This is a genomic window from Modestobacter versicolor (genome assembly GCF_041028285.1).
Taxonomy (GTDB): Bacteria; Actinomycetota; Actinomycetes; order Mycobacteriales; family Geodermatophilaceae; genus Modestobacter; species Modestobacter versicolor_A.
In genome coordinates, this window is record NZ_JABGDB010000005.1 from 154,036 (window position 1) to 181,028 (window position 26,993).

Here is a 26,993-nt window from a genome sequence, read left to right on the forward strand (position 1 = left end):
CCTCACGGCCGTGTTCCACGTGGAACGGCACCGGTGTTCCACGTGGAACGGGACCGCTCAACCCGTCGACCGCGCGGGCCGTGGCATACCCCCGCGCGTCATGACCACCACGGTAGTGGCTGCCGACCCCAGCTCGACACCGACGGCCCGCGTGTGGACGTCGCGCATGCCGGCGGCCTCCAGCTCGGGCACCAGCGAGGGGACCTCCGCCGCCGCCTTCGCGCCGACGAGGGCGACCAGCTGGGCGCCCGGGCTCAGCAGCCCCCGGCACCAGCCCACCAGCCGGGGGAGCGGTGCGACCGCCCGGGCGGTGACGACGTCGACCGGACCCACCGCCCGGACGACGGAACGCTCCTCGGCGCGGCCGCGGATGATCCGCCAGGGTGCGTCCAGCGCCTCGACGACGTCCTGCAGGAACTCCACCCGGCGGGCCATCGGCTCGACCAGCGTCAGCGTGACGTCCGGCCGGGCGAGCCCGAGCGGGATGCCCGGCAGGCCGGCCCCGCTGCCGACGTCGACCACCCGCGCGCCGGCCGGCACCGCCTCGGCGAGCGCGGCGCTGTTCAGCACGTGCCGCTCCCAGAGCCGGGGCACCTCGCGCGGCCCGATCAGCCCACGGACGACGCCGTCGCCGGCCAGCATGCCGACGTACCGGGTGGCCGTGTCCAGCGCCGCCCCGAAGACCGCTGCTGCGGCGGCCGGCGCTTCCGGAACCAGATGGTCTCGGATCTGGTCTGGAGCCCGGTCGGCGGGCGGACCTGCCTCGCTCACCGGTCGGGCAGGACCACGACGCGGCGGTTCGGCTCCTCGCCCTCCGACTCGCTGTGCACGCCGGACGCGGCGGCGATGACGTCGTGCACCACCTTGCGCTCGAACGGGTTCATCGCCGCGAGCCGCTCGGGCTGCCCGCTGCCGGCCACCCGCTCCGCGGCGGCCGAGGCGAGGTCGGTCAGGTCGGCCCGGCGCTTGGCCCGGAAACCGCCGATGTCGAGCATCAGCCGGCTGCGGACCCCGGTGGACTGGGCCACGGCGAGCCGGGTCAGCTCCTGCAGGGCCTCGAGGGTGGCGCCGTCCGGCCCGATGAGGGTCTTCAGCTGCCCGCCGACGACCGCCACGGAGGCGCGGTCGCCCTCGACGTCGAGGTCGATGTCCCCGTCGACGTCCAGGATGTCCAGCAGCCGCTCGAGGTAGTCACCGGCCACGTCGCCCTCGCGGACGAGCAGGCGCTCGCCGCCCACCGCGTCGTCCGCGGTGTCGTCGTCGGTGTCGTCGTCGGTGTCCTCGTCCTCGTCGTCGTCGTCGTCCTCGACGTCGACCGGCTCCACCACCGCGTCGGCGGAGGCGGCGTCCGCGTCGGGCAGGGCGGGGTCACCGCTGCCACCGGTCTGCGGCAGCACCGCGTCCGAGGTGGCCTCGGCCGTCGCCACGGTGTCGGTGTGGTTCTCGGGTGCACTCACGGGGGTCCTCCAAGTCGTGCAGGCGGCCGGGGCGAGCCCGGTGGTCGAGAGGGGCGGGCGCACCGCAGGCGCTGCCCGGGGTGCCCGCGCCGGTCAGCGGCGCTTGCGTTTGCCGCGGTTGGCCGGCCCCGGCGCCGACCGGCTGCCCGTGGAGCCGGTCCGTGGCCGGTTGCCGCCGCCGGGGCGGCCGTTGGCCGAGCCCGGGACCGCGCCGTCCGACGCCCCGCCCGGGACGCCGTCGACGACGGTGCCCTCCACCGGGCTGCCGTCGGCGTCCACGGTCGAGGTCGGGCCCACGGTGGCCGGCCGGCCGGGCTTCGGGCGGACCGGCTTCGCGCCGGGCTTGGGCGCGAGCGTCTTCGGGTCGACCTGCGGCTTGTCGACGGCGGCCTTGGCCAGCGCGGCCGGGGACCCGGGCGGCGGCAGCTTCTTGAGGATGTAGAACTGCTGGCCGAGGGTCCACAGGTTGTTGGTGAACCAGTACAGCAGCACGCCGACCGGGAAGAAGAAGCCGGACACGAAGAGGCTGATCGGCATGCCGTAGAGCAGCAGCTTCTGCACCATGGCCGCCTGGCCCTCGACCGGCCCGGAGCGCTTCATGATCTGCTTCTGGGTGAAGAAGGTCGTCGCGCACATGATTACGATCAGCGCGAAGGCGACGATCCGGATGCTGGTCGTGGTGACGCCGGGCAGCGCCAGGATCGCGTCGGCCTTGGCGCCGTCCATGTTGAACGACGAGGAGATCGGCGCACCGAAGAGGTCGGCCTTGGCCGCCTGGTCGGTGAGGGCGTCGTCCCAGCTGTAGAGCCCGTCCTTGCCCGGGGCGAGGCGGCGCAGCACGTGGAACAGCGAGAGGAAGACCGGGATCTGCGGGAGCAGCGGCAGGCAGCCGGCCAGCGGGTTCACCCCGCGCTCCTTCTGCAGCGCCATCATCGCCTGGCTGAAGCCCTGCTTGTCGGCCCCGTACTGCTTGCGCAGCTTCTGGATCTCCGGCTGGATCTCCTGCATCGCGCGCTGGGACTTGACCTGCTTGACGAACAGCCGGAACAGCAGGATCCGGATGGTGACGACCAGGAAGACGATCGACAGCGCCCAGGTGATGCCGCCCGCCGGGTCGAGGAAGGTGGAGAACAGCGAGTGCCACTGCTTCATCACCCACGCGATCGCGGTGTACATCCAGTCAAGCAACGCCGGCCTCCTGCTGCGCTGACCGGCTCGAGGCCGGCGGGGTGGCACCGTGGCGACGACGGTCGTCGTCGGCCACCGGCACCTGGGGGGTCGTGGGGTCCGGCGCCGCTGTGCTCGACGAGCGGGTCGGCTCTGCGGTTCCGGCGCGCCGGCCGCCCGGGGGCGGCGGCGGCACGAGGTCGACGCCGCCGGGGTGCCAGGGCGCGCACTTCGCCAGCCGGCGGACGGCCAGCCAGCTGCCCCGCGCCGCGCCGTGCACCTCGAGGGCCTCGGCCGCGTAGGCGCTGCAGCTGGGCTCGAACCGGCAGCGCGGGGGGAACGCGGGGCTGATGGCCCGCTGGTAGAAGCGGACGACGGCGAGCAGGCCGCGGCCGACGGGGCTGGTCACGGGCGGGGCGCCCGCGGCGCGCGGTCGCCGAGCAGCCGGTCCAGGCCCTTGTCGAGGTCGCGGCCGAGGACGGCCGAGCCGGCCCCGGCGGCCTCGGGACGGGCCCGGACCACGAGGTCGGCGGTGGGCGGCAGCCGGTGCAGCTGGGCACCGACGAGGTGCCGCAGCTGGCGGGTCACCCGGTGGCGGCAGACGGAGTTGCCCACCGACCTGCCGACGACGAAACCGGCCCGCGGCCCGGTCCCGGGGTCCAGCGGACCCCCGGCACGGGCGACGGGCCGTTCGGGGAGGTAGTGCAGCACCAGGGTCGGACGCCCGGCGCGCCGGCCGGACCGCACCACCGCGGTGAACTCCGGCCGCCGGCGCAGGCGTGCCTGCGCAGGCAGCACCTCAGGCGGAGAGCTTGTCGCGACCCTTGCCACGGCGGGCGGCGAGGATGGCGCGCCCGGCCCGGGTGCGCATCCGCAGCCGGAAGCCGTGGGTCTTGGACCGGCGACGGTTGTTCGGCTGGAACGTGCGCTTGCTCACGAGGGACTCCCACTGCTGACGACGTCGGTGCGGCGCGGGCCCGGGCGGGCTCCGCACTCGCGGGGACGGGCAGGTCGTCGGCCCGATGGTGCTGCGGGCCTCCCGACCGGCACCCGTACCCGAGGCTGGTCTGCCGTGCCCGGGACAACGGCGCCACCTCGCGAGAGGCAGGCGGGCGCCAGGTCCTGTGCACAGACTCCGACCAGCATAGCCGAGGCGCACCGGGCTCTGCGGCCGGCTGCGGTCCCCACCGGTGCTGACCGGACCGTGCATGGTGCACCGTCGCACCCCGGTCGGCGGCAGGACACGCCGGGGGACGGCCGGGACAGCTGGTCGACGTCGTTGCCGGGCTGTGGATCCAGCTGTTAGCGTCCCCGTCGCTCCGCGTTGGACAGATGGTGGCCGGTTCGTACGCCGACCCCGTCGTCCCGCCGGTCCAGCACCTCTTCCCGCGACGCCCGCACGGGGCGCCGACCAGCGACGACACCTGATCCGGCGGCCGGCACCCCTGGCCACCGGACCACCTGTCGCCGGGCGTGCACAGACTGTGGACACTCTTGTGGACGCACCTGCCCACGGACGTCCACAGCTGGGGACCGGACGGGGGACCCAGCGGGCCGCGCGCACCCGTCCCCACCTGTGGACGGCGGCTGCGGAGCGACGACAGAAGGCACGGGAAGGGACACAGTCGATGGCCGACTCTCCGGTCGACCTGGCGACGGTCTGGGACCAGATCCGCGAACGGCTCGCCACCAGCCTGTCCCCGCAGCAGAACGCGCTGCTGAACCTGACCCGTCCGCTGGGCCTGGTCGAGGACACCGCCGTGCTGGCCGCGCCGAACGAGTTCACCCAGACCGTCCTCGAGTCCCGCATGCGGATGCAGCTGGCGGAGGCGCTGTCGGCCGAGTTCGGCCGCTCCATCCGGGTCGCCGTGCAGCTGGAGGACGTGCCGCCCGCCCCTGAGCCGGCCGCGCCGTCCCGCAGGTCCGAGGAGCCCGACGACCGCCGCTGGGCCCCCGCCGACCGCGAGCGCCCCGGGCCGGTGGGCCAGTCCCCGGACTGGTCGGCCGACGAGCGGGTCGCCCAGGACCGGCTGACCCAGGACCGGATCGACCACGACCGCGCCTCCCAGGAGCTCGCCGCCCGGGAGCGCGCCGCGCACGACCGCGCCGCCGAGGACCGGGCCGACCGGGACCGGGTCGACGACGGGCGCAGCGCCTTCGGGGTGCGCGCCGACGCCGCCCGCGCCGAGGCGTGGCTGCCGGAGTCCGGCGACGGCCGCGACTGGTCCCGCGGCCAGGCCGCCCCGGAGGGCCTGGGGGAGTGGCCGGCCGGGGACAGCGGCCCCGGCGTCGGCGTCCAGCCGCGCCTGGCGCCGTGGGACCGGGAGTCCGACGGCCCCGGCGACCCCTCCACCGGCCGGGGCCCGGTCGACGACCGCCGTCCGGCCGACCGCGGGAGCCGGGGCCAGGGCGCCGTCCCGCTGTTCGCCGACCGCCGTCCGGCCGGTCTGGACCCGGGGCTGAACGCGAAGTACGTCTTCGACAGCTTCGTGATCGGCAACAGCAACCGGTTCGCCCACGCCGCCGCCGTGGCGGTCGCCGAGGCGCCGGCCCGGGCCTACAACCCGCTGTTCATCTACGGCGACTCCGGGCTGGGCAAGACCCACCTGCTGCACGCGATCGGCCACTACGCGGCGCGGATGTTCCCCAACGTGCGCGTGCGGTACGTCAGCACCGAGGAGTTCACCAACGAGTTCATCAACCTGGTGCACTCCGGCCGGGCCGAGGACTTCCGCCGTCGCTACCGGGACATCGACTTCCTGCTGATCGACGACATCCAGTTCCTGGAGCGCGCCGAGCGCACCCAGGAGGAGTTCTTCCACACCTTCAACACGCTGCACAACGCCAGCAAGCAGATCGTCATCACCTCCGACCGGGCGCCGAAGAAGCTGACGACGCTGGAGGACCGGCTGCGGACCCGGTTCGAGTGGGGCCTCATCACCGACGTCCAGGCCCCGGACCTGGAGACCCGGATCGCGATCCTGCGCAAGAAGGCGTGGGGCGAGCGGCTGCAGGCGCCCGACGCGGTGCTGGAGTTCATCGCCAGCAAGGTGCAGACCAACATCCGCGAGCTCGAGGGCGCGCTGATCCGGGTCACCGCCTTCGCCAGCCTGAACAAGCAGCCGGTCGACCTGGCGCTGGCCGAGCTGGTGCTCAAGGACCTGATCAGCGACGAGCAGGGCCCGCAGATCACCGCGGCGATCATCATGGCCGCCACCGCGGAGTACTTCTCCGTGACGATGGAGGAGCTGCAGGGCTCCAACCGCAGCCGCACGCTGGTCAACGCCCGGCAGATCGCCATGTACCTGTGCCGTGAGCTCACCGAGCTGTCCCTGCCCCGGATCGGCGCCTCCTTCGGCGGCAAGGACCACACCACGGTCATGCACGCGGTCAAGAAGATCACCGGCCTGATGAGCGAGCGCCGGGCGACGTACACCCAGGTCACCGAGCTGACCGCCCGGATCAAGAGCCGCGCCCGCTCCTGACCGGAGCGACACCGACGCGCCCGGGACCGCACGGTCCCGGGCCGCCTCCGAGGTCGGCGGGACACGGCGACGGGCTGGCGGGTCACCCGGTCACCGGGTGGTGATGTCGCCTTGTCCCCAGTTCTGTGCACAGGTTGGGGATGACCGACGCCGGCCGCCGTCCGCAGGTCCACGTGCTGCTCAGCCGCACGCCCGCGGGTCCGTCCACCCCGGGTCCCGGCGGCTGCCCACCGTCGTCCCCGCCGTGTCCACAAGTCGCCCACCGAGGCCGGTGGACACCCGCGTCGCTGCCCACGGGGTGGGGACGACGCTGCGGGTGGAGGGGGGACGGAGGGTGGAGAGGGCCCGGTGACGGTGCACGGACGTCGAGTTGTCCACGTGTCGACACAGGGGGACGGTCACCTGCCCACAGCGGGCCAACAGGGCCGTTCGGGGTCTGAGCAGCAGGAAGGGGCTCGATCCCCAGAGTGCACAGCCGTGATGAGGAAGATGGAGTACTTCTCCCAGGGTGTCCTTGAACCACACTCTGGGTGGGGACGCTGCGGCAGAGCGGTGCTCTCGCAGATGGGGCTGGCCAGGCAGGGGGGCCCTCGGGGCAGGATGGGCGCCGCACCCCGCACCGGACGAGCCGGTGCGGACGAGCAGTGCACACCAGCAAGGGGTGGCCAGAGATGAAGTTCCGGGTGGCACGAGAGGTGCTCGCCGAGGCGGTGGCCTGGACGGCACGCAGCCTCCCGCCGCGGCCGTCGGTGCCGGTGCTGGCCGGGATCCTGCTGGAGGTCGAGGGCAACCAGCTGGCGGTCTCCGGCTTCGACTACGAGGTCTCGGCGCGGTCCGAGGTCGACGTCCAGGGCAGCGAGGGCGGCCGGACGCTGGTGCCGGGCCGCCTGCTCGCCGAGATCACCCGCGCCCTGCCGCCGCACCCGGTCGACGTCGTCGCCGAGGGCGCCCGGCTGGCGATCAGCTGCGGCAACGCCAAGTTCAGCCTGCCGACCCTGCCGGTCGAGGACTACCCGTCGCTCCCCTCGCTGCCCTCCACCGCCGGCACCGTCGACAGCGACGCCTTCGCCGAGGCGGTCAGCCAGGTCGCGGTCGCCGCCGGCCGGGACGACACCCTGCCGATGCTCACCGGTGTCCGGCTGGAGATCGAGGACGACCTGGTGACCCTGGCCGCCACCGACCGGTACCGGCTCGCGGTGCGCGAGTTCGCCTGGCGGCCGGAGACCCCGGGGCTGTCGGCCGCCGTCCTGGTGCCGGCCCGCACGCTGGCCGACGCCGCGAAGACCCTCACCAGCGGGCCCGAGGTGACGCTGTCGCTGTCCTCCGGTGGCTCCGGCGAGGGGATCCTCGGCCTGTCGGGCAAGGACCGGCAGACCACCACCCGGCTGCTGGACGCCGAGTTCGTCAAGTACCGGGCGATCATGCCGAGCGAGTCCTCGTCGTTCGCCAGCCTGCCGGTCGGGTTGTTCACCGACGCCGCCAAGCGGGTGGCGCTGGTCGCCGAGCGCGGCACGCCGCTGCGCTGCGAGTTCACCTCCGGCCAGGTGACGCTCCGCGCCGGCGGCACGGACGACGAGGGCCAGGCCGAGGAGCGCTGCGACGTCGAGTTCGACGGCGACCCGCTCACCATCGGCTTCAACCCGACGTTCCTGCTCGACGGGCTGGCCGCGGTGCACACCGACCGGGCCCGGATGGACTTCACCACCGCGCTCAAGCCCGCGGTGCTCTCCGGTGTCGCCGAGCCCGCGGGCGACGACGGCGACGGCGGCCGGCCGGCCGAGCGGCCCGGCAGCTACCGCTACCTGATCATGCCGGTGCGCCTCCCCGGCTGAGCCGGAGCACCCCGCCGCGGGAGGTCACCGGCCCCCGCTGTGCGCTGCCCCGGCGGGGCGAGCACGATGGTGGCCGAGGAGCCCGCAGCGTTGCGCGCCACACCGGGAGCTGCCGCGAGCACGCGGCACACGAGCGAGACATCGAGAGCTGAGGGAGCTGACGTGCAGCTGGGGTTGGTCGGGCTGGGCAAGATGGGCGGCAACATGGCCGAGCGGGTCCGCCGCGCCGGTCACGAGGTGGTCGGCTACGACCACTCGTCGGGCAAGCGCGACGTGGACAGCCTGGAGGCCCTCGTCGGCGCCCTCGAGGCCCCGCGCGTCGTCTGGGTGATGGTCCCGGCGGGGGACCCGACCCGCTCCACGGTCCGCGCGCTCGGTGAGCTGCTGAGCCCCGGCGACGTGGTCGTCGACGGCGGCAACTCCAAGTTCACCGACGACAAGGTGCACGCCGACGAGCTGGCCGAGAAGGGCATCGGCTACGTCGACGCCGGCGTCTCCGGCGGTGTGTGGGGCCTGGAGAACGGCTACGCGCTGATGGTCGGCGGCAGCAAGGACGACGTCGCCAAGGTGCAGCCGGTCTTCGACGCGCTCAAGCCGCCGGCCGAGGCCGCCGAGGGCGCCCCGGTGAACCCGGGCGCGGGCTTCGTGCACGCCGGGCCGGTCGGCGCGGGCCACTTCTCGAAGATGGTCCACAACGGCATCGAGTACGCGATGATGCAGGCCTACGGCGAGGGCTACGAGCTGCTGGCCGCCGCCGACGTGGTCGACGACGTCCCCGGTGTGGTCGCCTCCTGGACCCAGGGCACCGTCATCCGCTCCTGGCTGCTCGACCTGCTGGTCCGGGCGCTCGACGAGGACCCGGGCCTGGAGCGCATCACCGGCTACGCGGAGGACTCCGGCGAGGGCCGCTGGACCGTCGAGCAGGCGATCGAGCACGCCGTCCCGATGCCGACCATCGCCGCGTCGCTGTTCGCCCGGTTCTCCTCGCGCCAGGACGACTCCCCGACGATGAAGGCCGTCGCCGCGCTGCGGAACCAGTTCGGTGGGCACGCGGTGCACGCCATCCGGGCCCAGGAGGCCGAGAAGCCGGCATGACGAAGGGCCCCCTTGCCCCCCACCACTCGCAGGCTCGCGGCGGGGCCCTGCAAGGGGGCCGTTCCACTACGTCACCTGGGCGCTGAGCCGTGTACCTCCGGCACCTGCAGGTCGGCCAGTTCCGCAGCTGGGAGCTGGCAGACCTGGCGCTGACGCCCGGTCCGACCGTGCTCGTCGGCCGCAACGGCCAGGGCAAGACCAACCTGGTCGAGGCGGTCGGCTACCTGGCCACGCTGGCCAGCCACCGGGTGTCCGCGGACGGGCCGCTGGTGCGGCACGGGGCGACCCAGGCGGTGGTTCGGGCGGCACTGCGCAAGGACGAGCGCGAGCTGCTCGTCGAGGTGGAGATCAACCCCGGCCGGGCCAACCGGGTGCGGGTCAACCGTGCGCCGCTGCCCCGGCCCCGCGAGCTGCTCGGCCTGGTGAAGACGGTGCTCTTCGCCCCCGAGGACCTCGCCCTGGTGCGCGGCGACCCGGCCGAGCGCCGCCGGTTCCTCGACGACCTGCTGGTCAGCCGCACGCCGCGGCTGGCCGGGGTGCGCAGCGACTACGACCGGGTGCTCAAGCAGCGCAACGCCCTGCTCAAGACGGCGAAGCTGGCCCGGGGCAACGCGCTGGCCACCCTGGACGTCTGGGACGGCCACCTCACCGAGCTCGGCGGGCAGCTGCTGGCGGCCCGGCTCGGGCTGGTCGCCGACCTGGCGCCCTACGTGGCTGACGCCTACGCCGGGGTGGCCGGCCCGGGCGCGGACCGGGCGGCCCTGGGCTACAGCTCGACCGTCCCGCTGGCCGGCGACGGCTCGGCGGTCGACCCGGCCCGGCCGCTGCCGGGCGCCGAGGAGCTGGCCGCCGCGCTGCGCGAGCGGGTGGCCGAACGGCGCAAGGACGAGGTCGACCGGGGCATCACGCTGGTCGGGCCGCACCGCGACGACCTGGTGCTGCACCTGGGGCCGGCCCCGGCGAAGGGGTACGCCAGCCACGGGGAGTCCTGGTCGTTCGCGCTCGCGGTGAAGCTGGCCTGCTTCGCGCTGCTGCGCGCCGAGGGGGACGACCCGGTCCTGGTGCTGGACGACGTCTTCGCCGAGCTGGACGCCGGCCGCCGGTCGGCGCTGGCCGAGGTCGCCGGCAGCGCGGAGCAGACCCTGATCACCGCCGCCGTCGCCGAGGACGTCCCGGCGGCGTTGCGCGGCACCCGCGTGCAGGTCGCGGCTGGCACCCTGACGGTCCTGCCGCGCGACGACGCGGACGACGGGCGCCCGGACGACGGGCGCACGGACGACGGCACGGAGGTGGACGGTGGCTGAGGAACGGCCGGCCCGGCCCTCGGACATCGCCCGTGCGGCGCTGGACGCGGCCCGTGCGGCATCGGCAGCCCGGCCGCAGCCCACCCGCCGCCGGGTCGCCGGCCCGCGCCGCCGATGGACCGGTCCCGGCCCGGGCGCCGACGACCCGCAGCTCTTCGGCTCGCTGGTCGACGCGCTGGTCAGCCAGCAGGACTGGACGGCGCAGACCAAGGTGGGCGCGGTGTTCGGCCGCTGGGACGCCCTGGTCGGCCCGGACATCGCCGCGCACTGCCGGCCGGAGTCGCTGAACGAGGGCGAGCTGCTGGTCGTCGCGGAGTCCACCGCCTGGGCCACCCAGCTCCGGCTGCTGGCACCCAGCATCCTGGGCAAGCTGCGCACCGGCGTCGGCGGGGACGTCGTGACCAGGCTGCGCGTTGTCGGTCCGACGGCCCCCAGCTGGAAGAAGGGCCCGCGCACGGTCCGCGGCCGCGGACCGCGCGACACCTACGGCTGACCAGCCGCACCGACGAGAGAGGGACCACCCGGCGATGAGCACCCCGCGCGACCGCGACGGAGACGGCTTCGACGACGGCCGGGCCGACGGGCCGGCGGGCTGGCAGGAGCCGGCCCACCTGGGCGGCAGCGGCGACGAGGGGCCGGCGGCCGTCCCGCCGACCGGCCCCCGGGACCCGGCCGGGGCGAGCACCCCGGGCACCTGGCAGCCCCCCGGCTGGGACCTGCCGGCCGTCGAGCCCGACCGCCCCGGCGCACCCGGCGCGACGCCGGCCCCGGGACCCGCCGCCGCGGGACCGGTCCCGGACCCGGCCGGTGGGCAGGCGCCCGCCCCGTGGCAGCCGCCGGTCACCGAGCAGCGGCAGTCCGACGTCCCGCCGGTGGAGCAGGCACCGCCCCGCCGCGGGCTCGGCGGCCTCTTCGGCTCCCGCCAGCCGGCCGCGCAGCCGCCGGCCCGGCCGGCCCCGCCGCCGTCCTCGGTGGACTGGAGCGGCGTCCGCCCGCACCACGAGAGCATCGCCGTCCCGCCGGCCGACCCGTTCTCCACCCAGGCGTGGGCGACGCAGCTGGGCTGGCTGCTGTCCGACGGCACCGCACCCGAGGACGAGGCGCTGCTCCCGCTGCTGCAGAGCGCCCCGGTGCGCCCGGGCAAGGACGACCGGCCGAGCCGGGTGCTCCGCGGCCGCGGCAACGGCCTGGAGCTGGTCGCCTTCGACGTCGCCTCGCCGTTCGGCCGCGGCTGGCTGAGCACGCACGCGATCACCGCCGCTCCGGTGCTCGGCGACGTGCCCGGCTTCCGGCTGTCCCCGGCCCGGATGTGGCGGCACGGCACCAGCGGTCTGCTGCAGGTGCCGAGCCCGGACCCGGAGTTCGACCGCCGCTGGGTGCTGCTCGCCGCCGAGGACGGGCCGCAGGTGCGCCGGCTGGTCGAGGACCCGCTGGTCCGCCAGTCGCTGCTGGGCACCGACGACGGCGACGAGCTGTGGTCGGCGGCCGGTTTCGTCGCGGCGATCCGGCCCGACGGCAACCGTCCGCAGCTCATCGAGCACCACGCCAGGCTGCTGGCCGGCGTGGTCGCCGCGCTGGCCGCCGGCCGCTGACCGCGGACCGGGCAGGCACGTCCTGACCAGCGACACCGAGGCCCCGGCACCGTCCGCGGGGCTGCGCGAACTGCTCCCGCTGCTCCGCCCGCACCGCCGGGCGCTGGTCGGCGCCGCCCTGCTGTCCCTGGTCTCCGCGGCCGCCGCGCTGGCCCAGCCGGCGCTGGTCGGCCAGGTGATCAGCGCGGTGGGCTCCGGCGGCGCCGTGCTCCCCGGGGTGCTGACCCTGGTCGTCGTCCTGGTCGCCGGGGAGTTCCTGGGCGCCGGCCAGCAGTACCTGCTGCAACGGACGGCGGAGGGCGTGGTCCTGAGCACCCGCCGGCTGCTGACCGACCGGCTGCTGCGGCTGCCGGTGGCCGAGTACGACCGGCGGCGGACCGGTGACCTGATGTCCCGGGTGGGCTCGGACACCACGCTGCTGCGGGCGACGGTCACCAGCGGGGTGGTCGAGCTGGCCGGCTCGGTCGTCGTCGGCGTCGGGGCGCTGGTGGCGATGGCGCTGGTCGACGTCTGGCTGCTGCTGGTCACCGTCGCGGCGGTGAGCGTCGGCGTCACGATCGCGGTGCTCGCCTCCCGCCGGGTGCGCGGGCTGTCCCGGCAGGCGCAGGAGCAGGTCGGCGCGATGAGCGCGGCCGTCGAGCGGGCGCTGTCGGCGGTGCGCACCATCCGGGCCAGCGGCGCCACGGCGCGGGAGGTGGAGAACGTCGGGGTGAGCGCCGAGCGGGCGTTCACCGCCGGTGTGCAGGTCGCCCGGCTGCAGGCGCTGGTCTCCCCGGCCGGCTCGATCGCCGTCCAGGGCGCGTTCCTGGCGGTCCTCGGGCTGGGCGGCTACCGGGTGGCCACCGGTTCGATCGCCGTCGCAGACCTCGTCTCGTTCATCCTCTACCTGTTCCTGCTGGTCATGCCGCTGGGCCAGCTGATCGGCTCCTACACCCAGCTGCAGACCGGCCTCGGCGCGCTGGCCCGGGTGCAGGAGGTGCTGGCCCTGGAGCCCGAGCACGACGAGGTGGCCGAGCGTCCCCGCGCCGGCGCGGTGCTGCGGGTGCCGCGCGCCGGCGACCCGGTCCCGTTGCTCGAGCTGGACGGCGTCGGCTTCGGCTACCCGGACGGCACCCCGGTGCTGCACGGGGTCTCCTTCACCGTGCCCGCCGGCAGCCGGACGGCGCTGGTCGGACCCTCCGGCGCGGGCAAGTCGACCGTGCTGGCGCTGGTGGAGGGCTTCTACCCGCTGTCGGCCGGCGCGGTCCGCTGGGCCGGCACCGACGTCCGCGAGCTGCCGCGGGCGGCGCTGCGCGCCCGGATGGGCTACGTCGAGCAGGAGGCGCCGGTGCTCGCCGGCACCGTGCGGGAGAACCTGCTGCTGGCCACCCCGGACGCCGGGGACGACCAGCTCTGGCAGGCGCTGGCCGACGTCGGGCTCACCGCGGTCGTCCGGCGGTCGCCGCTGGGCCTCGACGTCCCGGTCGGTGACGACGGGGTGCTGCTGTCCGGCGGCGAGCGGCAGCGGCTGGCCATCGCCCGCTCACTGCTGTCCCGCCCGGCCCTGCTGCTGCTGGACGAGCCGACCGCCAGCCTGGACGCCCGCAACGAGCAGCTGCTGCGCGACACCCTCGCCGCGGCCGCCGCCGACCGGGCGCTGCTCGTCGTGGCCCACCGGCTGTCCACCGTGGTCGACAGCGACCAGATCGTGGTGCTGGACGGCGGCCGGGTGGTCGCCGTCGGCACGCACGCCGAGCTGGTCGACACCGACCCGCTGTACCGCGAGCTGGCCACCGCCCAGCTGCTGGTCTAGCGGCCGCGTCACGTGCCCGCGTTCCACGTGGAACGTGGCCGTCACCCAGGTCGACAGCGGGACCCGGACGCAGCACGATCACTGCCACCACAGACCCGGGAGGCAGTGCGATGGCCGAGAGCGTGCGCACCGACGAGGAGTCCAGCACCGGTCAGCCGAGCCTGAAGCGGGTGATGGGCCCGGGGCTGCTGCTGCTGTTCATCGTCGGCGACATCCTGGGCACCGGCATCTACGCCCTGACGGGCCAGGTCGCAGCCCAGGTCGGGGGCGTCGTCTGGCTGCCGTTCCTGGTCGCCTTCCTGGTGGCGCTGGTGACCGCCTTCAGCTACCTGGAGCTGGTCACCAAGTACCCGCAGGCCGCCGGCGCCGCGCTGTACACGCACAAGGCCTTCGGGGTCCACTTCATCACCTTCCTCGTGGCCTTCGCCGTGATGAGCTCGGGCATCACCTCGGCCTCGACGGCGGCCCGCGCGTTCAGCGCCAACGCCGCCGACGTCTTCGGCCTCGGCATCACCGACGGCATCGGCATCACCCTGATCGGGCTGGGCTTCATGAGCCTGGTCGCGCTGGTCAACCACCGCGGCGTCGGCGAGAGCGTCAAGACCAACGTCCTGCTGACCTGCGTCGAGCTCACCGGCCTGCTGATCGTCATCGGGGTCGGCGCCTGGGCGCTCGGTGCCGGTGAGGGCGACTTCTCCCGGGTGACCGAGTTCGACACCGGCGACCGCTCGGTGGTGGGCGGGGTGATCGCCGCGACCGGGCTGGCGTTCTTCGCGATGGTCGGCTTCGAGGACTCGGTCAACATGGCCGAGGAGTGCAAGGAGCCGCGGCGGATCTTCCCCAAGGTGCTGCTGCTCGGGTTGCTGGCCACCGGGCTGATCTACGTGCTGGTGTCGATCTCGGCGATCGCGCTGGTGCCGGCCGACGCGCTCAGCCAGGGCGACACCCCGCTGCTGCAGGTGGTCGAGGCCGGTGCCCCCGGCTTCCCGGTGGGGATCTTCGGCGTCATCACGATGTTCGCCGTCGCCAACTCCGCGCTGATCAACATGCTGATGGCCAGCCGGCTGGTCTACGGCATGAGCAACCAGCACGTGCTCCCGCCGTTCCTCGGTAAGGTGCACCGAGCGCGCCGGACGCCGACCACCGCCATCCTCTTCACCACCGCGCTGGCCTTCGGCCTGATCACCTTCGTCGGCGCGGTGCCGGCGCTGGGCGGCACGACCGCGCTGCTGCTGCTCGTCGTCTTCACCGTGGTCAACGTCGCCGTCCTGGTGCTGCGCAAGGACCACGTGGACGCCGACCACTTCCGCACGCCCACCTTCCTGCCCGTCGTCGGGGCGCTGGCCTGCGCGTTCCTGGCCACGCCCTGGGCCGGGCGGCCCACCGAGCAGTACCGGATCGCCGGCGTCCTGCTCGCGATCGGCGTCGTGCTGTGGCTGGTCACCGTGCTGGTCAACCGCCGCACCGGCCCGGCGGTGCCGGCGCTGGACCCCGACAGCTTCACCAAGGGCGGACCGGTCAACTGAGGAAGGACCCCCTTGCCCCCCACCACTCGCAGGCTCGCGGCGGGGCCCTGCAAGGGGGCCGACCACGGGGCCGACGGGCGGGCCGACCACTGGGTCGACCACTGGGCCGACCACGCGGCTGACGCCGGGGGCGACGAGGGGGCTGGACGGCTCCCAGGACGGCGTGTCGGCGTGGGGGGCAACACGGGTGGTGGCGCGTGGGTCGGGAGGGGCTCTCACGCGACGTCAGGGCGTGGACGGTGCCTCGTGGGTGTACGGACCCGGTACTCTGGAGGGGACACACCGCCAGCAGCCCCCTGAGAGCCGTCCTGCGCCGGTCGACCCCTGGGTCGACGTGGTCGCCCGGCTGTTCGGCTGCGTAAGAGAAGGGCCCCACGTGGTCGCTGCGCCCCAGACCGAGAACTCCTACTCCGGCAGTTCCATCACCGTCCTCGAGGGGCTCGAGGCGGTGCGCAAGCGCCCCGGCATGTACATCGGCTCCACCGGCGAGCGCGGCCTGCATCACATGGTGTGGGAGGTCGTGGACAACGCCGTGGACGAGGCGCTGGCCGGGTACTGCGACACGGTCAAGGTAGTCCTGCTGGCCGACGGCGGCGTCCGCGTGGAGGACAACGGCCGCGGCATCCCGGTGGACATGCACCCGGTCGAGAAGCGGCCCACCGTCGAGGTCGTGCTGACCATCCTGCACGCCGGCGGCAAGTTCGACGGCAAGAGCTACGGCGTCTCCGGTGGTCTGCACGGCGTCGGCGTCACCGTGGTCAACGCGCTGTCCACCGAGCTCGACGTGACCATCTGGACCAAGGGCTCCGAGTGGCACCAGCGCTACGCCGAGGCCAAGCCCGGCAAGCTGGAGGAGGTCGGCCCGACCGACCGGCGCGGCACGGCCATCACCTTCTGGGCCGACCCGTCGATCTTCGAGACGACGACCTACTCGTTCGACACGATCAACCGCCGCCTGCAGGAGATGGCCTTCCTCAACAAGGGCCTGACGATCATCCTGCGCGACGAGCGCCCCGGGCACGGCAAGGCCGAGACCGGGCTGCCCGGCGAGGCGTCGCTGGCCGAGGCGGCGCCGACCGCCGGTCACGAGGAGGAGGCCTTCGAGCCGACCGAGGTCACCTACCGCTACGAGCAGGGCCTGGTCGACTACGTCACCTACCTGAACCGGCGCAAGACCGCGATCCACCGCTCGGTCATCGGCTTCAGCGCCGAGGGTGTCGGCAAGAACGACACCGCCATGTCGATCGAGGTCGCCATGCAGTGGTCCGACGCCTACTCCGAGTCGGTGCACACCTTCGCGAACATCATCAACACCCACGAGGGCGGCACGCACGAGGAGGGCTTCCGGGCGGCGCTGACCTCGATCGTGAACAAGTACGCGGTCGACAAGAAGCTGCTCCGGGAGAAGGACGAGAAGCTCACCGGCGACGACATCCGCGAGGGCCTCGCGGCCATCATCTCGGTGAAGCTGGGCGACCCGCAGTTCGAGGGCCAGACGAAGACCAAGCTCGGCAACACCGAGGTCAAGGGCTTCGTGCAGAAGGTCTGCAACGACCAGATCGGGCACTGGTTCGAGGCCAACCCGGCCGAGGCCAAGACGATCATCACCAAGGCCGCCTCGGCCGCCCGCGCCCGCCGCGCGGCGCAGGACGCCCGCAAGCTCGCCCGGAAGAACCTGCTGTCGGTCAGCGGCCTGCCCGGCAAGCTCGCCGACTGCCGCTCGACCGACCCGCGCAACTCCGAGGTCTACATCGTCGAGGGCGACTCGGCCGGTGGCTCGGCGAAGTCCGGCCGCGACTCGATGTTCCAGGCGATCCTGCCCATCCGCGGCAAGATCATCAACGTCGAGAAGGCGCGCATCGACCGGGTCCTCAAGAACACCGAGGTCCAGTCGATGATCACCGCCTTCGGCACCGGCATCCACGACGAGTTCGACCTGTCCAAGCTGCGCTACCACAAGATCGTGCTGATGGCCGACGCCGACGTCGACGGCCAGCACATCCGCACGCTGCTGCTCACCCTGCTGTTCCGCTTCATGCGCCCGCTGGTCGAGGCCGGCCACGTCTACCTCGCGCAGCCCCCGCTGTACAAGATCAAGTGGGGCGGCAAGGTCGGTGACGAGTACGTCTACACCGACAAGGAGAAGGAAGGTGCCCTCAAGCTGGGTGCCGAGGCCGGCCGCAAGATCAAGGACGACGCGATCCAGCGGTTCAAGGGCCTGGGCGAGATGGACGCCACCGAGCTGTGGGAGACCACGATGAACCCGGAGACCCGGGTCCTGCTGCAGGTCACGCTCGAGGACGCCGCTGCCGCCGACGAGCTGTTCAGCGTGCTGATGGGCGAGGACGTCGTCGCCCGCCGCAGCTTCATCACCCGCAACGCCAAGGACGTCCGCTTCCTCGACGTCTAAGAGGACCCCCTCGCAGGGCCCCAACCGCTCGCAAGCTCGCGGTCGGGGCCCTGCGAGGGGGCCGACGGCCGTTGAGCTGCGAATTCCTTCCACCGCTGTGTATCGACTTGTGGAGAACCAGACGTGACAGAGACACCCAGCCGCGACCGCGTCGAGCCGGTCGACCTCCAGCAGGAGATGCAGCGCAGCTACATCGACTACGCGATGTCGGTCATCGTCGGCCGCGCGCTGCCCGACGTGCGGGACGGCCTCAAGCCGGTCCACCGCCGGGTGCTGTACGCGATGTTCGACCAGGGCTTCCGCCCCGACCGGGCCACCGTCAAGTGCGCCCGCGTGGTCGGCGAGGTCATGGGCAACTACCACCCGCACGGTGACTCGTCGATCTACGACGCCCTCGTGCGGCTGGCCCAGCCCTGGTCGATGCGCTACCCGCTGATCGACGGCCAGGGGAACTTCGGCTCCCCGGGCAACGACCCGGCCGCCGCGATGCGGTACACCGAGGCGCGGCTGACCCCGCTGGCCATGGAGATGCTGCGGGACATCGACGAGGAGACCGTCGACTTCCAGCCCAACTACGACGGCAAGAACCTCGAGCCCCTCGTCCTGCCGGCGCGCATCCCGAACCTGCTGATCAACGGCTCGGCCGGCATCGCCGTCGGCATGGCCACCAACATGCCCCCGCACAACCTGCGCGAGGTCGCGGCCGCCGTCTTCTGGGTGCTCGACCACCCCGAGGCCGAGGCCGAGGAGGCGCTCACCGCGTGCATGGAGCGGGTCAAGGGCCCGGACTTCCCGACCCACGGCCTCATCGTCGGCCGCGAGGGCATCGAGGACGCCTACCGCACCGGTCGCGGCTCGGTGCGGATGCGCGCCGTCGTCACCGTCGAGGAGGACAGCCGGGGCCGGGTGCAGCTCGTCGTCACCGAGCTGCCCTACCAGGTCAACCCGGACAACCTGGCCGAGGCGATCGCCGAGGGCGTCAAGGACGGCCGGCTGCAGGGCATCAGCGAGATCGCCGACGAGTCCTCCGACCGGGTCGGCCGCCGGCTGGTCATCACGCTGCGCCGCGACGCCGTGGCCAAGGTCGTGCTGAACAACCTCTACAAGCACACCCAGCTGCAGACGACGTTCGGCTGCAACATGCTGTCCATCGTCGACGGCGTGCCCCGCACGCTGCGGCTCGACGAGCTCATCCGGCTCTGGGTGACCCACCAGATCGAGGTCATCGTCCGGCGCACCCGCTACCGGCTGCGCAAGGCCGAGGAGCGCGCGCACATCCTGCGCGGGTACGCCAAGGCCCTCGACCACCTCGACGAGGTCATCGCCCTGATCCGCCGCAGCGAGTCGGCCGAGGCCGCCCGCACCGGCCTGATGGAGCTGCTGGACGTCGACGAGATCCAGGCCGTCGCCATCCTGGACCTGCAGCTGCGCCGGCTGGCCGCCCTGGAGCGCCAGCGGATCCTCGACGAGCTGGCCGAGATCGAGGCCCGGATCGCCGAGCTGCAGGCCATCCTCGACTCCCCCGAGCGGCAGCGGCAGATCGTGCACGACGAGCTGGCCGAGATCGTCGAGAAGTACGGCGACGACCGGCGCACGCAGTTCGTCGCCAACGACGGTGACGTCTCGATGGAGGACCTCATCGCCGAGGAGCAGGTGGTCGTCACGATCACCCGCACCGGCTACGCCAAGCGCACCAAGGCCGACCTCTACCGCTCCCAGCGCCGCGGCGGCAAGGGCGTCATGGGCGCGCAGCTCAAGCAGGACGACCTGGTCCAGCAGTTCTTCGTGGGCTCCACCCACGACTGGATCCTGTTCTTCACCAACAAGGGCCGGGTCTACCGGGCCAAGGCCTACGAGCTGCCGGAGGCGGCGCGGACCGCCCGCGGTGCGCACGTGGCGAACATCCTGGCCTTCCAGCCGGACGAGAAGATCGCCCAGGTCATCCAGATCAAGGACTACTCGGTCGCGCCGTACCTGGTGCTCGCCACCGCCCGCGGTCAGGTGAAGAAGACCCGGCTGACCGACTTCGACTCCCCCCGCAGCGGCGGCGTCATCGCGATCAACCTCCGCGAGAACGACGAGCTGGTGGGCGCGGCGCTGATCAGCCCCGAGCAGAACCTGCTGCTGGTCACCCGCAAGGCGATGTCGATCTGCTTCAAGGCCGACGACGCGCAGCTGCGCCCGATGGGCCGGGCCACCGAGGGCGTCCGCGGCATCTCGCTGGCCGACGACGACCAGCTGCTGTCGATGATCGTCGTCACCGAGGGCGTCGACGTGCTGGTGGCCACCGAGGGCGGCTACGCCAAGCGCACCGGCATCGAGCACTACCCGGAGCAGAACCGCGGCGGCAAGGGCGTGCTGACCGCCGACCCGAAGGCGCGCAAGGGCGTCCTGGTCGGTGCGCTGGCCGTGGTGCTCGGCGACGAGCTGTACGCGATCACCTCCGGGGGCGGCGTGATCCGCACCCCGGTGAACGGCGTCCGGCACACCCGCGACCGCGCCACCATGGGCGTCAAGCTCATGAACTTGCCGGACGACGTGTCCATCGTGGCGATCGCGCGTACGACGGACAACGACGAGCCCGACGCCTAGTCTGAGGCGGATGCCAGACCCCGGTGGCGGACGACGTCGTCCGCTCCCGGTGCTGCGCAACGACCACGGCAGTGACCGGGCCGTCGTCGCCTTCAGCGACGGCGGTCCGGTGGGTGCAGCGACGCGGCGAGGGCCGCTGGGGACAGGAGACTGGGATGAGCGACCGGGCGCGCAGTTCGGTGCGTACCGGGACCCGTGACGGGTCCGGGACGTCCGACGTGGTGCCGGAGGCCGCTGCTCCGGTCGACGACGCAGCCGCGTCCGCGGCGACCCCTCCGGCCAACGGCTCCTCGGCCGGCGGCACCGCTGCCTCCCGCGGTGCGACCTCGGCCGGGAAGGCAGCAGCGGCGCCGGCCGCCGGTGCCGCCCGCGACAAGGCCGACGCCGCGGCGGCCAAGCGGCCGGCCTCCCGGGCCGCCGAGGCAGGGCCCGCCGAGTCCGGCCCGGCCGGCGCCGTCGCTGCGCCGTCCGGAGGGGCAGCCCCGGCCGCCCACCCGGTCACCCCGCTGGGGCCCACCGGCGCCAGCGGCACCCGCTCCCGGCCGGCCGACAACGCGGCGCGTCCGGCGTCCGCACCGCCCGCGCCGGCCACCGGCGCCGGCCGCGCGGTCGGCTCCCGCGGCGGCGCCCCGGAGTCCGGGCAGCTGCCGATCGACTCGACCCAGGCGGTCAGCGTCCCCCCGGCCGCCCGCCCGGTCGACACCTCGCGCCCCCCGGCCGCCCGGACGGCCGCGGCCGCCGCTGCCGGGGCCGCCGCCGGAGCCGCCGCTCGCCCGTCGCGGGCCCGCTCGGGCAAGGGCCCGCGTCGCGCCCGGCTGCAGCTGCGCCACATCGACACCTGGTCGGCGCTGAAGATCTCGCTGGTGCTGTCCATCGCGCTGTTCTGCGTCTGGATGGTGGCCGTCGGCATCCTCTACGGCGTGCTCGGCCAGCTGGGGGTCTTCGACACCCTCAACGACCTGATCGGCCAGCTGGGCAGCTCCTCCGGTGAGGAGGCGGCGACCGACGACGTGATCAACGCCCAGATCGTGCTCGGTGGGGCTGCGGTCATCGGCGCGGTGAACATCGTGCTGCTGACGGCGCTGTCCACGGTCAGCGCGTTCGTCTACAACCTGTGCTCGGACCTCGTCGGTGGCCTCGAGGTCACCCTGGCCGAGCGCGACTAGGCACATCGCGACCCTCCGGGCCGCACCGCGGCCAGGAGGCGTCCCCGGTCGTCGCTGAGCTGTTGGCTCCGTCCCGACCGGGGACCCCCCGGGCCCCGCGGTCGAGACGGAGAGCGGCCTCCGGCCGCACCGTCCCCGGCTGGTGGCCCCCCGCGTCGATGGTGATGCGGGGCCAGGTAAGCTCTTCTTCGGTCCACGGGCCTGTAGCTCAGGCGGTTAGAGCGCATCCCTGATAAGGATGAGGCCGGAGGTTCAAGTCCTCCCAGGCCCACCCGTGCACCGCCGGCGGGACGACCGGCACCCCTCGGGGTCCGGTCCCCCGCTCCCCGGTCGCCCGCAGCGGTTCCCGGCGCAGCGGTGACCACCACCGATCGAGGAGGTCCCGCGTGCTGAAGCAGCTGGCGGTGGCAGCGCTCGCTGCCAGCGCCGTGGTCGCCGTCCGCAAGCGGGGCGCCGGCAAGGGCGAAGCCGACCTGTGGGCCGAGGCCACCCGCGGCCCCGGAGCGGTCAGCACGCCCCGCACGCCCTGATCAGCACCGCCTGAACGGGGGGCGCGGCAGGCCCGCGCCACCTCCGGGGACGTAGCTCAATTGGCAGAGCACCGCCTTTGCAAGGCGGGGGTTAGGGGTTCGATTCCCCTCGTCTCCACCCACCGCACAGCGCCCGCCCACCGGGTACCCGGCACCTCGACGGCCGGGGAGTGGGAGAGTGGTGCCCGTGACTGAACAGACTCCTGCCGCACGGCGCGCCGTCCTGCACACCAACCGCGGCGACATCACCGTCGACCTGTTCCCCGACCACGCACCCAAGACGGTCGCCAACTTCGCCGAGCTGGCCGAGGGCACCCGCGAGTGGGTCGACCCCCGCACCCGGGAGAAGACCACCGCCAAGCTCTACGACGGCACGGTCTTCCACCGGGTCATCGACGGCTTCATGATCCAGGGCGGCGACCCGCTCGGTCAGGGCACCGGCGGCCCCGGCTACCGCTTCGGCGACGAGTTCCACCCCGACCTGGCCTTCAACCGCCCCTACCTGCTGGCGATGGCCAACGCGGGCCCCGGCACCAACGGCTCGCAGTTCTTCATCACCGTCACCAGCACCCCGCACCTGAACAACAAGCACACGATCTTCGGCGAGGTGGCCGACGACGCCGGCCGCCAGGTCGTCGACGCGATCGCCACCACCCCGACCGCCCGCGGTGACCGCCCGGTCGAGGACGTCGTGATCACCTCCGTCGAGGTGCAGCGCAGCTGAGCGCACCTGACGGCACCCCGGCCGAGGGGCACGGGGGCACCGGGGGCGCCGGCGCGGGTGGACCGCAGCCGGCGCCTCCGGCCACCTGCTACCGGCACCCCGACCGGCCGACCGGGATCCGCTGCGTCCGCTGCGGGCGGCCGATCTGCCCGGAGTGCATGAACCCCGCCGCAGTCGGCTTCCAGTGCCCGGACGACGTCGTCGCCGGCAACGCGGGCATCCGGCAGCCCCGCCGGACCACCGGCCTGCGGCGGGCGGGGCGCCGCTGGGGCCCGGTCACGCTGACCTTGATCGGCGTCAACGTCGTCATGTTCCTGCTGACCGCGCTGCTCACCGGCATCGACGGCCAGGACCCGACGCAGAACTACCGGGCCGCGCTGTTCCAGCAGCTCGCCCAGGTGCCGGTGTTCGTCGACGCCGGCGACTGGTGGCGGCCGTTCACGGCCGCGTTCCTGCACTACGGCCTGCTGCACCTCGCGCTCAACATGGTGTCGCTGCTGGTCTTCGGCTCGGAGCTGGAGCGGCTGATGGGCCGCGGCCGCTACCTCACCGTCTACCTGGTCTCGATCGTGGGCGGCGCCGCGGCCATCCAGCTGTTCGGCCAGCCCTTCGGTCAGGTCGCCGGCGCCTCCACCGCGATCTACGGCCTGATGGGCGCCTTCGGCGTCGTCCTGGTGCACCAGAAACAGGACCTGCGCGGGCTGCTGACGCTGCTGGGCATCAACCTGGTGATCAGCTTCCTGCCGGGCGTCTCGCTGATCGGCCACCTCGGCGGCCTGGTCGGCGGCGCGGCGGCTGCCGGGGTGCTGGTCGCCGCCCGGCGGTCGCGGCCGGCCACCGTCGGCGGGGTCGCGGCCCTCACCGCGGTGCTGCTGGCGCTGGTCTTCGCCGGCCTGGGCTGAGCCGGCTCAGGAGCCCGCGCCTCCGGCCTGCAGCGCCTGGGCCACCAGCGCCGGGTCGGCGCCGAGCTCACGCCGGCCGAGCACCACCAGGACGGCGTCGTCGGCGGTGTCCTCCAGCTCCAGGGTCCGGGCCTGCAGCCCCCACCGGCGCTGGGTGCGCAGCCGGGCCCGCAGCCGCGGCCAGGGGATGCTGGCGCCCCCCGACAGCGCCCGCACCGTGACGCCGTCCGGACCGGTCTGCAGCCGGGGGCGGACCAGGGCGTCCCGGAGGGCGAGCCCGAGCAGCAGCAGGGCCGCGCCGCCCACGAGCACCCGGCCGACCGGGTCCACCAGCAGGGCGGCGACGCCCAGGCCGAGGCCCGCGACCGCCGTCCCGGCGACCTCACCGGCCCGGGGTGACCACTGCACCCACCCAGCTTGTCAGCCCCCGCTGGTACACCGGTCCGCGGCGCCTAGCATCGATGCACAGGCAGCGTCGCCGAACGAGGAGTGGTCATGCGAGATGCCGTCATCTGTGCCGCCGTCCGCACCCCGGTGGGCAAGCGGGGCGGGGGCCTCTCCGGCGTGCACGCCGCGGACCTCTCCGCCGCCGTCCTCACCGCGCTGGTCGAGCGCACCGGGCTCGACCCGGCCGTCGTCGACGACGTCCTCTGGGGCTGCGTGAGCCAGGTCGGCGAGCAGACGTACAACATCGGCCGGGTCGCCGCGCTGGCCGCCGGCTGGCCGGAGTCCGTGCCCGGCACGACCATCGACCGGCAGTGCGGGTCCAGCCAGCAGGCCCTCGCCTTCGCCGCGGCCACCGTCGTCAGCGGTCAGGCCGACGTCGTCGTGGCCGGCGGCGTGGAGTCGATGAGCCGGGTGCCGATGGGGTCCTCGGTGGGGGACGGGTCCACCGGCCGGCCGCTGGGCCCGGCCTTCCTCGCCCGCTACGGCGGGGTGGCGCCCAACCAGGGCGTCGGCGCCGAGATGATCGCCGCCCGCTGGGGCTTCTCCCGCAGCCGGCTCGACGAGTTCGCCCTCCGCTCGCACGAGCGCGCGGCCAAGGCCCAGGCCGACGGCGCCTTCGACGACCAGATCGTCCCGGTGCACACCCCGGACGGCGTGGTGACCGCCGACGAGGGCATCCGGGCCGGCGGCACCCTGGAGAAGCTGGGTGCCCTGAAGACGCCGTTCCAGGCCGACGGGGTGATCAGCGCGGGCAACGCCAGCCAGATCTCCGACGGGGCCGCGGCGCTGCTGGTCACCACCTCGGAGAAGGCCCGGGAGCTCGGCCTCACCCCGATCGTCCGGGTGCACACCACGGTGGTGGCCGGCGACGACCCGGTCATCATGCTCACCGCCCCGATCCCGGCCACCGCCAAGCTGCTGGCCCGCTCCGGGGTGCCGCTGTCGGAGATCGGCGTCTTCGAGGTGAACGAGGCCTTCGCGCCGGTGCCGCTGGCCTGGCAGCACGACGTCGGTGCCGACCTCGAGCTGGTGAACCCCCACGGCGGCGCCATCGCCCTCGGTCACCCGCTCGGTGCCTCCGGTGCCCGGATCACGACCACGCTGGTGCACCACATGCAGGCCTCGGGCACGCGCTACGGGCTGCAGACCATGTGCGAGGGCGGCGGCATGGCCAACGCGACCCTGCTGGAGCTCGTCACCGACTGAGCCGTCCCGCACCCGCGCTGGGTGCGCGACCGGGGCCGGTGGACCCGGCTGTGGGTGGGATGGGCGTCGCGACGGTGTGGAGAGGTGCCCCGGGAGTCGACAACACGCCCGGACACGCGCGGGACCGGCCCGTCACGCTGGCCGTTTGCGCAACCGGGGTGGGGGTAGTAAAGGCGTGCCCGGCCCCTCCGCTGTCCACGTTTACCCACAGGTGTGTACACAGCTGGGGAGAACTTCCAGCGATGTAGTTACCTCGCTGCCGTTCCCGTCCCACGAGTCACAGCGGGACCATCTGCCCAGGTCAGGCCGGTGGCGAGCGGTGCGGACACTCCACATGTCGTGGACAACCCTGAGGACGGGCAGCCGGGCCCCCTGTGGACGGGCGAGCGCGCTGTGCACAGTCGATCACCTGTCCGGTCGGCCGACGGGGGTCTGACCTGCGGGTTGACCGTTTGTCGACTCCGCGAGGCGGTGACCCACAGCGCTGGTCCGGTCACCGGACGGTCGCGGACACGACACAGGCCCCTGTCCCGGGCGGGACAGGGGCCTGTGGAAGGACCTGGGGGCGCGTCAGCGCCAGCGCATCGACATCACGAGGCCGGCGACCATGGCGCCGAAGCCCACGGCGAAGTTCCAGGCGCCGAGGGACACCATGAAGCCGATCCGGTCGCCGGCGACGTAGTAGACGACGATCCACAGCAGCCCGACGAGCATCAGCCCGATCATCACGGCGGCGTACCAGCGGGGGCTCGGCTCGGCGGCCTTGGCGCGTGCCGCGCGCGAGGGCAGGACGCCCTCGGGCGGCGTGTACACCGACTTCTTGCGCACCTTCGACTTGGGCACCGTGCGGACTCCCTCCCGGGCCGGTGGCCTGTCGCCCCGGCGTGTGGTCGCACCAGCCTAAGCTGACCGCCGAGCAGACCTGCCCCGCGGCGGGCGCGCGTCACCCTCCGGGCCGCGCGCACGGCCGCCGGCGACGCCAGCCAGGAGGTGACCGTGCCGCGCACCCGACGCCTGCGGCGCCCCTCGCTGTGGACGGTGCTGGTGCCGGTCGTGGCCATGCTGGCCGGCCTGCTGTTCGCCACCTCCAGCCGCACCGCCCTGGGCACCGACCTGCGGGCCGGGGAGAGCTCGCAGCTGTCCGGCCTGATCGAGCAGCGGGACGACGCCGTGGCCCGGCAGCAGGACGAGCTGGCCCTGCTGCAGCAGCAGATCCAGCTGCTCACCGACCAGGCCGCCGGCCGCAACGGTGCGGTGGCCGAGGCCGCGGCCGAGGGGGAGCAGGGGCTCGCCTCGGCCGGCCTGACCCCGGTGAGCGGTCCCGGGCTCACCGTCCGGCTGGACGACGCCCAGCAGCAGACCGGCGACGGGCTGCCCAGCGGTGCGACCGGCGACGACCTGGTGATCCACCAGTCCGACGTCCAGGGCGTGGTGAACGCGATGTGGGCGGCCGGCGCGGACGGCGTGGCCATCATGGGCCAGCGGCTGATCAGCACCAGCGCGGTGATCTGCGTCGGCAACACCCTGCTGCTGCAGGGGCGCAAGTACTCCCCGCCGTTCGTCGTCACCGCGGTGGGCGACCCCGACGAGATCCGGCGGCAGCTGGCGGCCTCCTCCGAGGTGCAGCTGCTGCGCTCGGCGGTGCAGCAGTACGGGCTGACCTACCAGGTCGCCGACGAGCGCGAGGTCAGCCTGCCGGCCTACGAGGGCACCCTGGAGATGCAGTACGCCGCGCGGGCCGAGGCGGGGTAGCGGCCGTCCCTCCA

General features: G+C 73.8%; 24 protein-coding genes and 2 tRNA genes. 18 read left to right on the top strand and 8 right to left on the bottom strand.

Going from position 1 to position 26,993, the window contains the following annotated elements:
- Positions 1-57: 57 nt before the first annotated feature.
- The 6 genes from rsmG to rpmH all read right to left on the bottom strand — a co-directional run bounded on the left by rsmG (position 58) and on the right by rpmH (position 3,561).
- Positions 58-771, bottom strand: a complete 714-nt coding sequence (gene rsmG / locus HL054_RS16865) for a 16S rRNA (guanine(527)-N(7))-methyltransferase RsmG (RefSeq protein WP_369140196.1) — start codon at positions 769-771, stop codon at positions 58-60.
- The gene (locus HL054_RS16870) at positions 768-1,457 is read right to left on the bottom strand and encodes a Jag family protein (protein WP_369140197.1); all 690 of its coding nucleotides are present in this window, start codon (positions 1,455-1,457) and stop codon (positions 768-770) included. The genes rsmG and HL054_RS16870 overlap by 4 nt, the downstream gene beginning before the upstream one ends.
- A gap of 93 nt (positions 1,458-1,550) precedes the next feature.
- Positions 1,551-2,633 carry a membrane protein insertase YidC gene (yidC, locus tag HL054_RS16875; RefSeq protein ID WP_369140198.1) on the bottom strand — a complete coding sequence of 361 codons (1,083 nt, stop codon included), beginning with the start codon at positions 2,631-2,633 and terminating at the stop codon, positions 1,551-1,553.
- Between the two features lie 4 nt (positions 2,634-2,637).
- Positions 2,638-3,033, bottom strand: a complete 396-nt coding sequence (gene yidD, locus HL054_RS16880; RefSeq protein ID WP_369140199.1) for a membrane protein insertion efficiency factor YidD — start codon at positions 3,031-3,033, stop codon at positions 2,638-2,640.
- The gene (gene rnpA, locus HL054_RS16885) at positions 3,030-3,422 is read right to left on the bottom strand and encodes a ribonuclease P protein component (protein WP_369140200.1); all 393 of its coding nucleotides are present in this window, start codon (positions 3,420-3,422) and stop codon (positions 3,030-3,032) included. Before rnpA ends, yidD begins: the two co-directional genes overlap by 4 nt.
- Position 3,423: 1 nt before the next feature.
- Positions 3,424-3,561: a 50S ribosomal protein L34 gene (gene rpmH, locus HL054_RS16890; RefSeq protein WP_222048395.1), complete on the bottom strand. Its 138-nt coding sequence runs from the start codon at positions 3,559-3,561 to the stop codon at positions 3,424-3,426.
- A 691-nt stretch (positions 3,562-4,252) separates the two neighbouring features.
- On the opposite strand from rpmH, the gene dnaA reads away from it, so the two are divergent.
- The 16 genes from dnaA (at position 4,253) to HL054_RS16970 (ending at position 23,574) form a co-directional block, all read left to right on the top strand.
- On the top strand, positions 4,253-6,109 hold the full coding sequence (gene dnaA, locus HL054_RS16895) for a chromosomal replication initiator protein DnaA (RefSeq protein WP_369140201.1): 1,857 nt from the start codon (positions 4,253-4,255) through the stop codon (positions 6,107-6,109).
- 671 nt (positions 6,110-6,780) lie between these two features.
- On the top strand, positions 6,781-7,941 hold the full coding sequence (gene dnaN, locus HL054_RS16900; RefSeq protein WP_369140202.1) for a DNA polymerase III subunit beta: 1,161 nt from the start codon (positions 6,781-6,783) through the stop codon (positions 7,939-7,941).
- A 66-nt stretch (positions 7,942-8,007) separates the two neighbouring features.
- The gene (gene gnd / locus HL054_RS16905; RefSeq protein WP_440347952.1) at positions 8,008-9,036 is read left to right on the top strand and encodes a phosphogluconate dehydrogenase (NAD(+)-dependent, decarboxylating); all 1,029 of its coding nucleotides are present in this window, start codon (positions 8,008-8,010) and stop codon (positions 9,034-9,036) included.
- A gap of 89 nt (positions 9,037-9,125) precedes the next feature.
- On the top strand, positions 9,126-10,340 hold the full coding sequence (gene recF / locus HL054_RS16910; protein ID WP_369140204.1) for a DNA replication/repair protein RecF: 1,215 nt from the start codon (positions 9,126-9,128) through the stop codon (positions 10,338-10,340).
- Complete coding sequence (locus HL054_RS16915) at positions 10,333-10,833, top strand: DUF721 domain-containing protein (protein ID WP_369140205.1); 501 nt, start codon at positions 10,333-10,335, stop codon at positions 10,831-10,833. The genes recF and HL054_RS16915 overlap by 8 nt, the downstream gene beginning before the upstream one ends.
- Positions 10,834-10,867: 34 nt before the next feature.
- Positions 10,868-11,932, top strand: coding sequence for a hypothetical protein (locus HL054_RS16920; RefSeq protein WP_369140206.1), 1,065 nt, complete (start codon positions 10,868-10,870; stop codon positions 11,930-11,932).
- Positions 11,933-12,053: 121 nt separating this feature from the next.
- Positions 12,054-13,724, top strand: coding sequence for an ABC transporter ATP-binding protein (locus tag HL054_RS16925; protein ID WP_369140350.1), 1,671 nt, complete (start codon positions 12,054-12,056; stop codon positions 13,722-13,724).
- 110 nt (positions 13,725-13,834) lie between these two features.
- Positions 13,835-15,250, top strand: a complete 1,416-nt coding sequence (locus tag HL054_RS16930; protein WP_369140207.1) for an APC family permease — start codon at positions 13,835-13,837, stop codon at positions 15,248-15,250.
- Between the two features lie 376 nt (positions 15,251-15,626).
- A complete protein-coding gene (gyrB, locus tag HL054_RS16935) occupies positions 15,627-17,660 on the top strand; it encodes a DNA topoisomerase (ATP-hydrolyzing) subunit B (RefSeq protein WP_369140208.1) in 2,034 nt (677 codons plus the stop codon).
- Between the two features lie 123 nt (positions 17,661-17,783).
- Positions 17,784-20,252, top strand: coding sequence for a DNA gyrase subunit A (gene gyrA, locus HL054_RS16940; protein ID WP_369140209.1), 2,469 nt, complete (start codon positions 17,784-17,786; stop codon positions 20,250-20,252).
- A gap of 155 nt (positions 20,253-20,407) precedes the next feature.
- Positions 20,408-21,418: a DUF3566 domain-containing protein gene (locus HL054_RS16945; RefSeq protein WP_369140210.1), complete on the top strand. Its 1,011-nt coding sequence runs from the start codon at positions 20,408-20,410 to the stop codon at positions 21,416-21,418.
- A 197-nt stretch (positions 21,419-21,615) separates the two neighbouring features.
- Positions 21,616-21,689: transfer RNA gene (locus tag HL054_RS16950), tRNA-Ile, on the top strand.
- A 115-nt stretch (positions 21,690-21,804) separates the two neighbouring features.
- The gene (locus HL054_RS16955; RefSeq protein ID WP_369140211.1) at positions 21,805-21,948 is read left to right on the top strand and encodes a DLW-39 family protein; all 144 of its coding nucleotides are present in this window, start codon (positions 21,805-21,807) and stop codon (positions 21,946-21,948) included.
- Positions 21,949-21,993: 45 nt separating this feature from the next.
- A tRNA-Ala gene (locus HL054_RS16960) sits at positions 21,994-22,066 on the top strand.
- A gap of 69 nt (positions 22,067-22,135) precedes the next feature.
- Positions 22,136-22,672 carry a peptidylprolyl isomerase gene (locus tag HL054_RS16965; protein ID WP_369140212.1) on the top strand — a complete coding sequence of 179 codons (537 nt, stop codon included), beginning with the start codon at positions 22,136-22,138 and terminating at the stop codon, positions 22,670-22,672.
- A gap of 158 nt (positions 22,673-22,830) precedes the next feature.
- A complete protein-coding gene (locus tag HL054_RS16970) occupies positions 22,831-23,574 on the top strand; it encodes a rhomboid family intramembrane serine protease (protein WP_369140213.1) in 744 nt (247 codons plus the stop codon).
- Positions 23,575-23,580: 6 nt separating this feature from the next.
- Here the strand turns inward: HL054_RS16970 and HL054_RS16975 are convergent, their stop codons facing one another.
- Entirely contained in the window at positions 23,581-23,982 is a 402-nt protein-coding gene (locus HL054_RS16975) for a PH domain-containing protein (protein ID WP_369140214.1), read from the bottom strand.
- An 87-nt stretch (positions 23,983-24,069) separates the two neighbouring features.
- Between HL054_RS16975 and HL054_RS16980 the strand changes: the two genes are divergently transcribed.
- A complete protein-coding gene (locus tag HL054_RS16980; RefSeq protein ID WP_369140216.1) occupies positions 24,070-25,227 on the top strand; it encodes a thiolase family protein in 1,158 nt (385 codons plus the stop codon).
- A 570-nt stretch (positions 25,228-25,797) separates the two neighbouring features.
- Here the strand turns inward: HL054_RS16980 and crgA are convergent.
- On the bottom strand, positions 25,798-26,070 hold the full coding sequence (crgA, locus tag HL054_RS16985; RefSeq protein WP_369140217.1) for a cell division protein CrgA: 273 nt from the start codon (positions 26,068-26,070) through the stop codon (positions 25,798-25,800).
- A 153-nt stretch (positions 26,071-26,223) separates the two neighbouring features.
- On the opposite strand from crgA, the gene HL054_RS16990 reads away from it, so the two are divergent.
- Complete coding sequence (locus tag HL054_RS16990) at positions 26,224-26,979, top strand: DUF881 domain-containing protein (RefSeq protein ID WP_369140218.1); 756 nt, start codon at positions 26,224-26,226, stop codon at positions 26,977-26,979.
- Positions 26,980-26,993: the final 14 nt, after the last annotated feature.

What these genes read in the sequence shown, in the direction of transcription:
- HL054_RS16920 (WP_369140206.1), top strand. Translation starts at nt 10,868, where the DNA reads ATGAGCACCCCGCGCGACCGCGACGGAGACGGCTTCGACGACGGCCGG.
- HL054_RS16970 (WP_369140213.1), top strand. Translation starts at nt 22,831, where the DNA reads ATGAACCCCGCCGCAGTCGGCTTCCAGTGCCCGGACGACGTCGTCGCC.
- yidC (WP_369140198.1), bottom strand. Translation starts at nt 2,633, where the DNA reads ATGTACACCGCGATCGCGTGGGTGATGAAGCAGTGGCACTCGCTGTTC.
- HL054_RS16930 (WP_369140207.1), top strand. Translation starts at nt 13,835, where the DNA reads ATGGCCGAGAGCGTGCGCACCGACGAGGAGTCCAGCACCGGTCAGCCG.
- gnd (WP_440347952.1), top strand. Translation starts at nt 8,008, where the DNA reads ATGGTGGCCGAGGAGCCCGCAGCGTTGCGCGCCACACCGGGAGCTGCC.
- dnaN (WP_369140202.1), top strand. Translation starts at nt 6,781, where the DNA reads ATGAAGTTCCGGGTGGCACGAGAGGTGCTCGCCGAGGCGGTGGCCTGG.
- HL054_RS16945 (WP_369140210.1), top strand. Translation starts at nt 20,408, where the DNA reads ATGAGCGACCGGGCGCGCAGTTCGGTGCGTACCGGGACCCGTGACGGG.
- dnaA (WP_369140201.1), top strand. Translation starts at nt 4,253, where the DNA reads ATGGCCGACTCTCCGGTCGACCTGGCGACGGTCTGGGACCAGATCCGC.
- HL054_RS16980 (WP_369140216.1), top strand. Translation starts at nt 24,070, where the DNA reads ATGCGAGATGCCGTCATCTGTGCCGCCGTCCGCACCCCGGTGGGCAAG.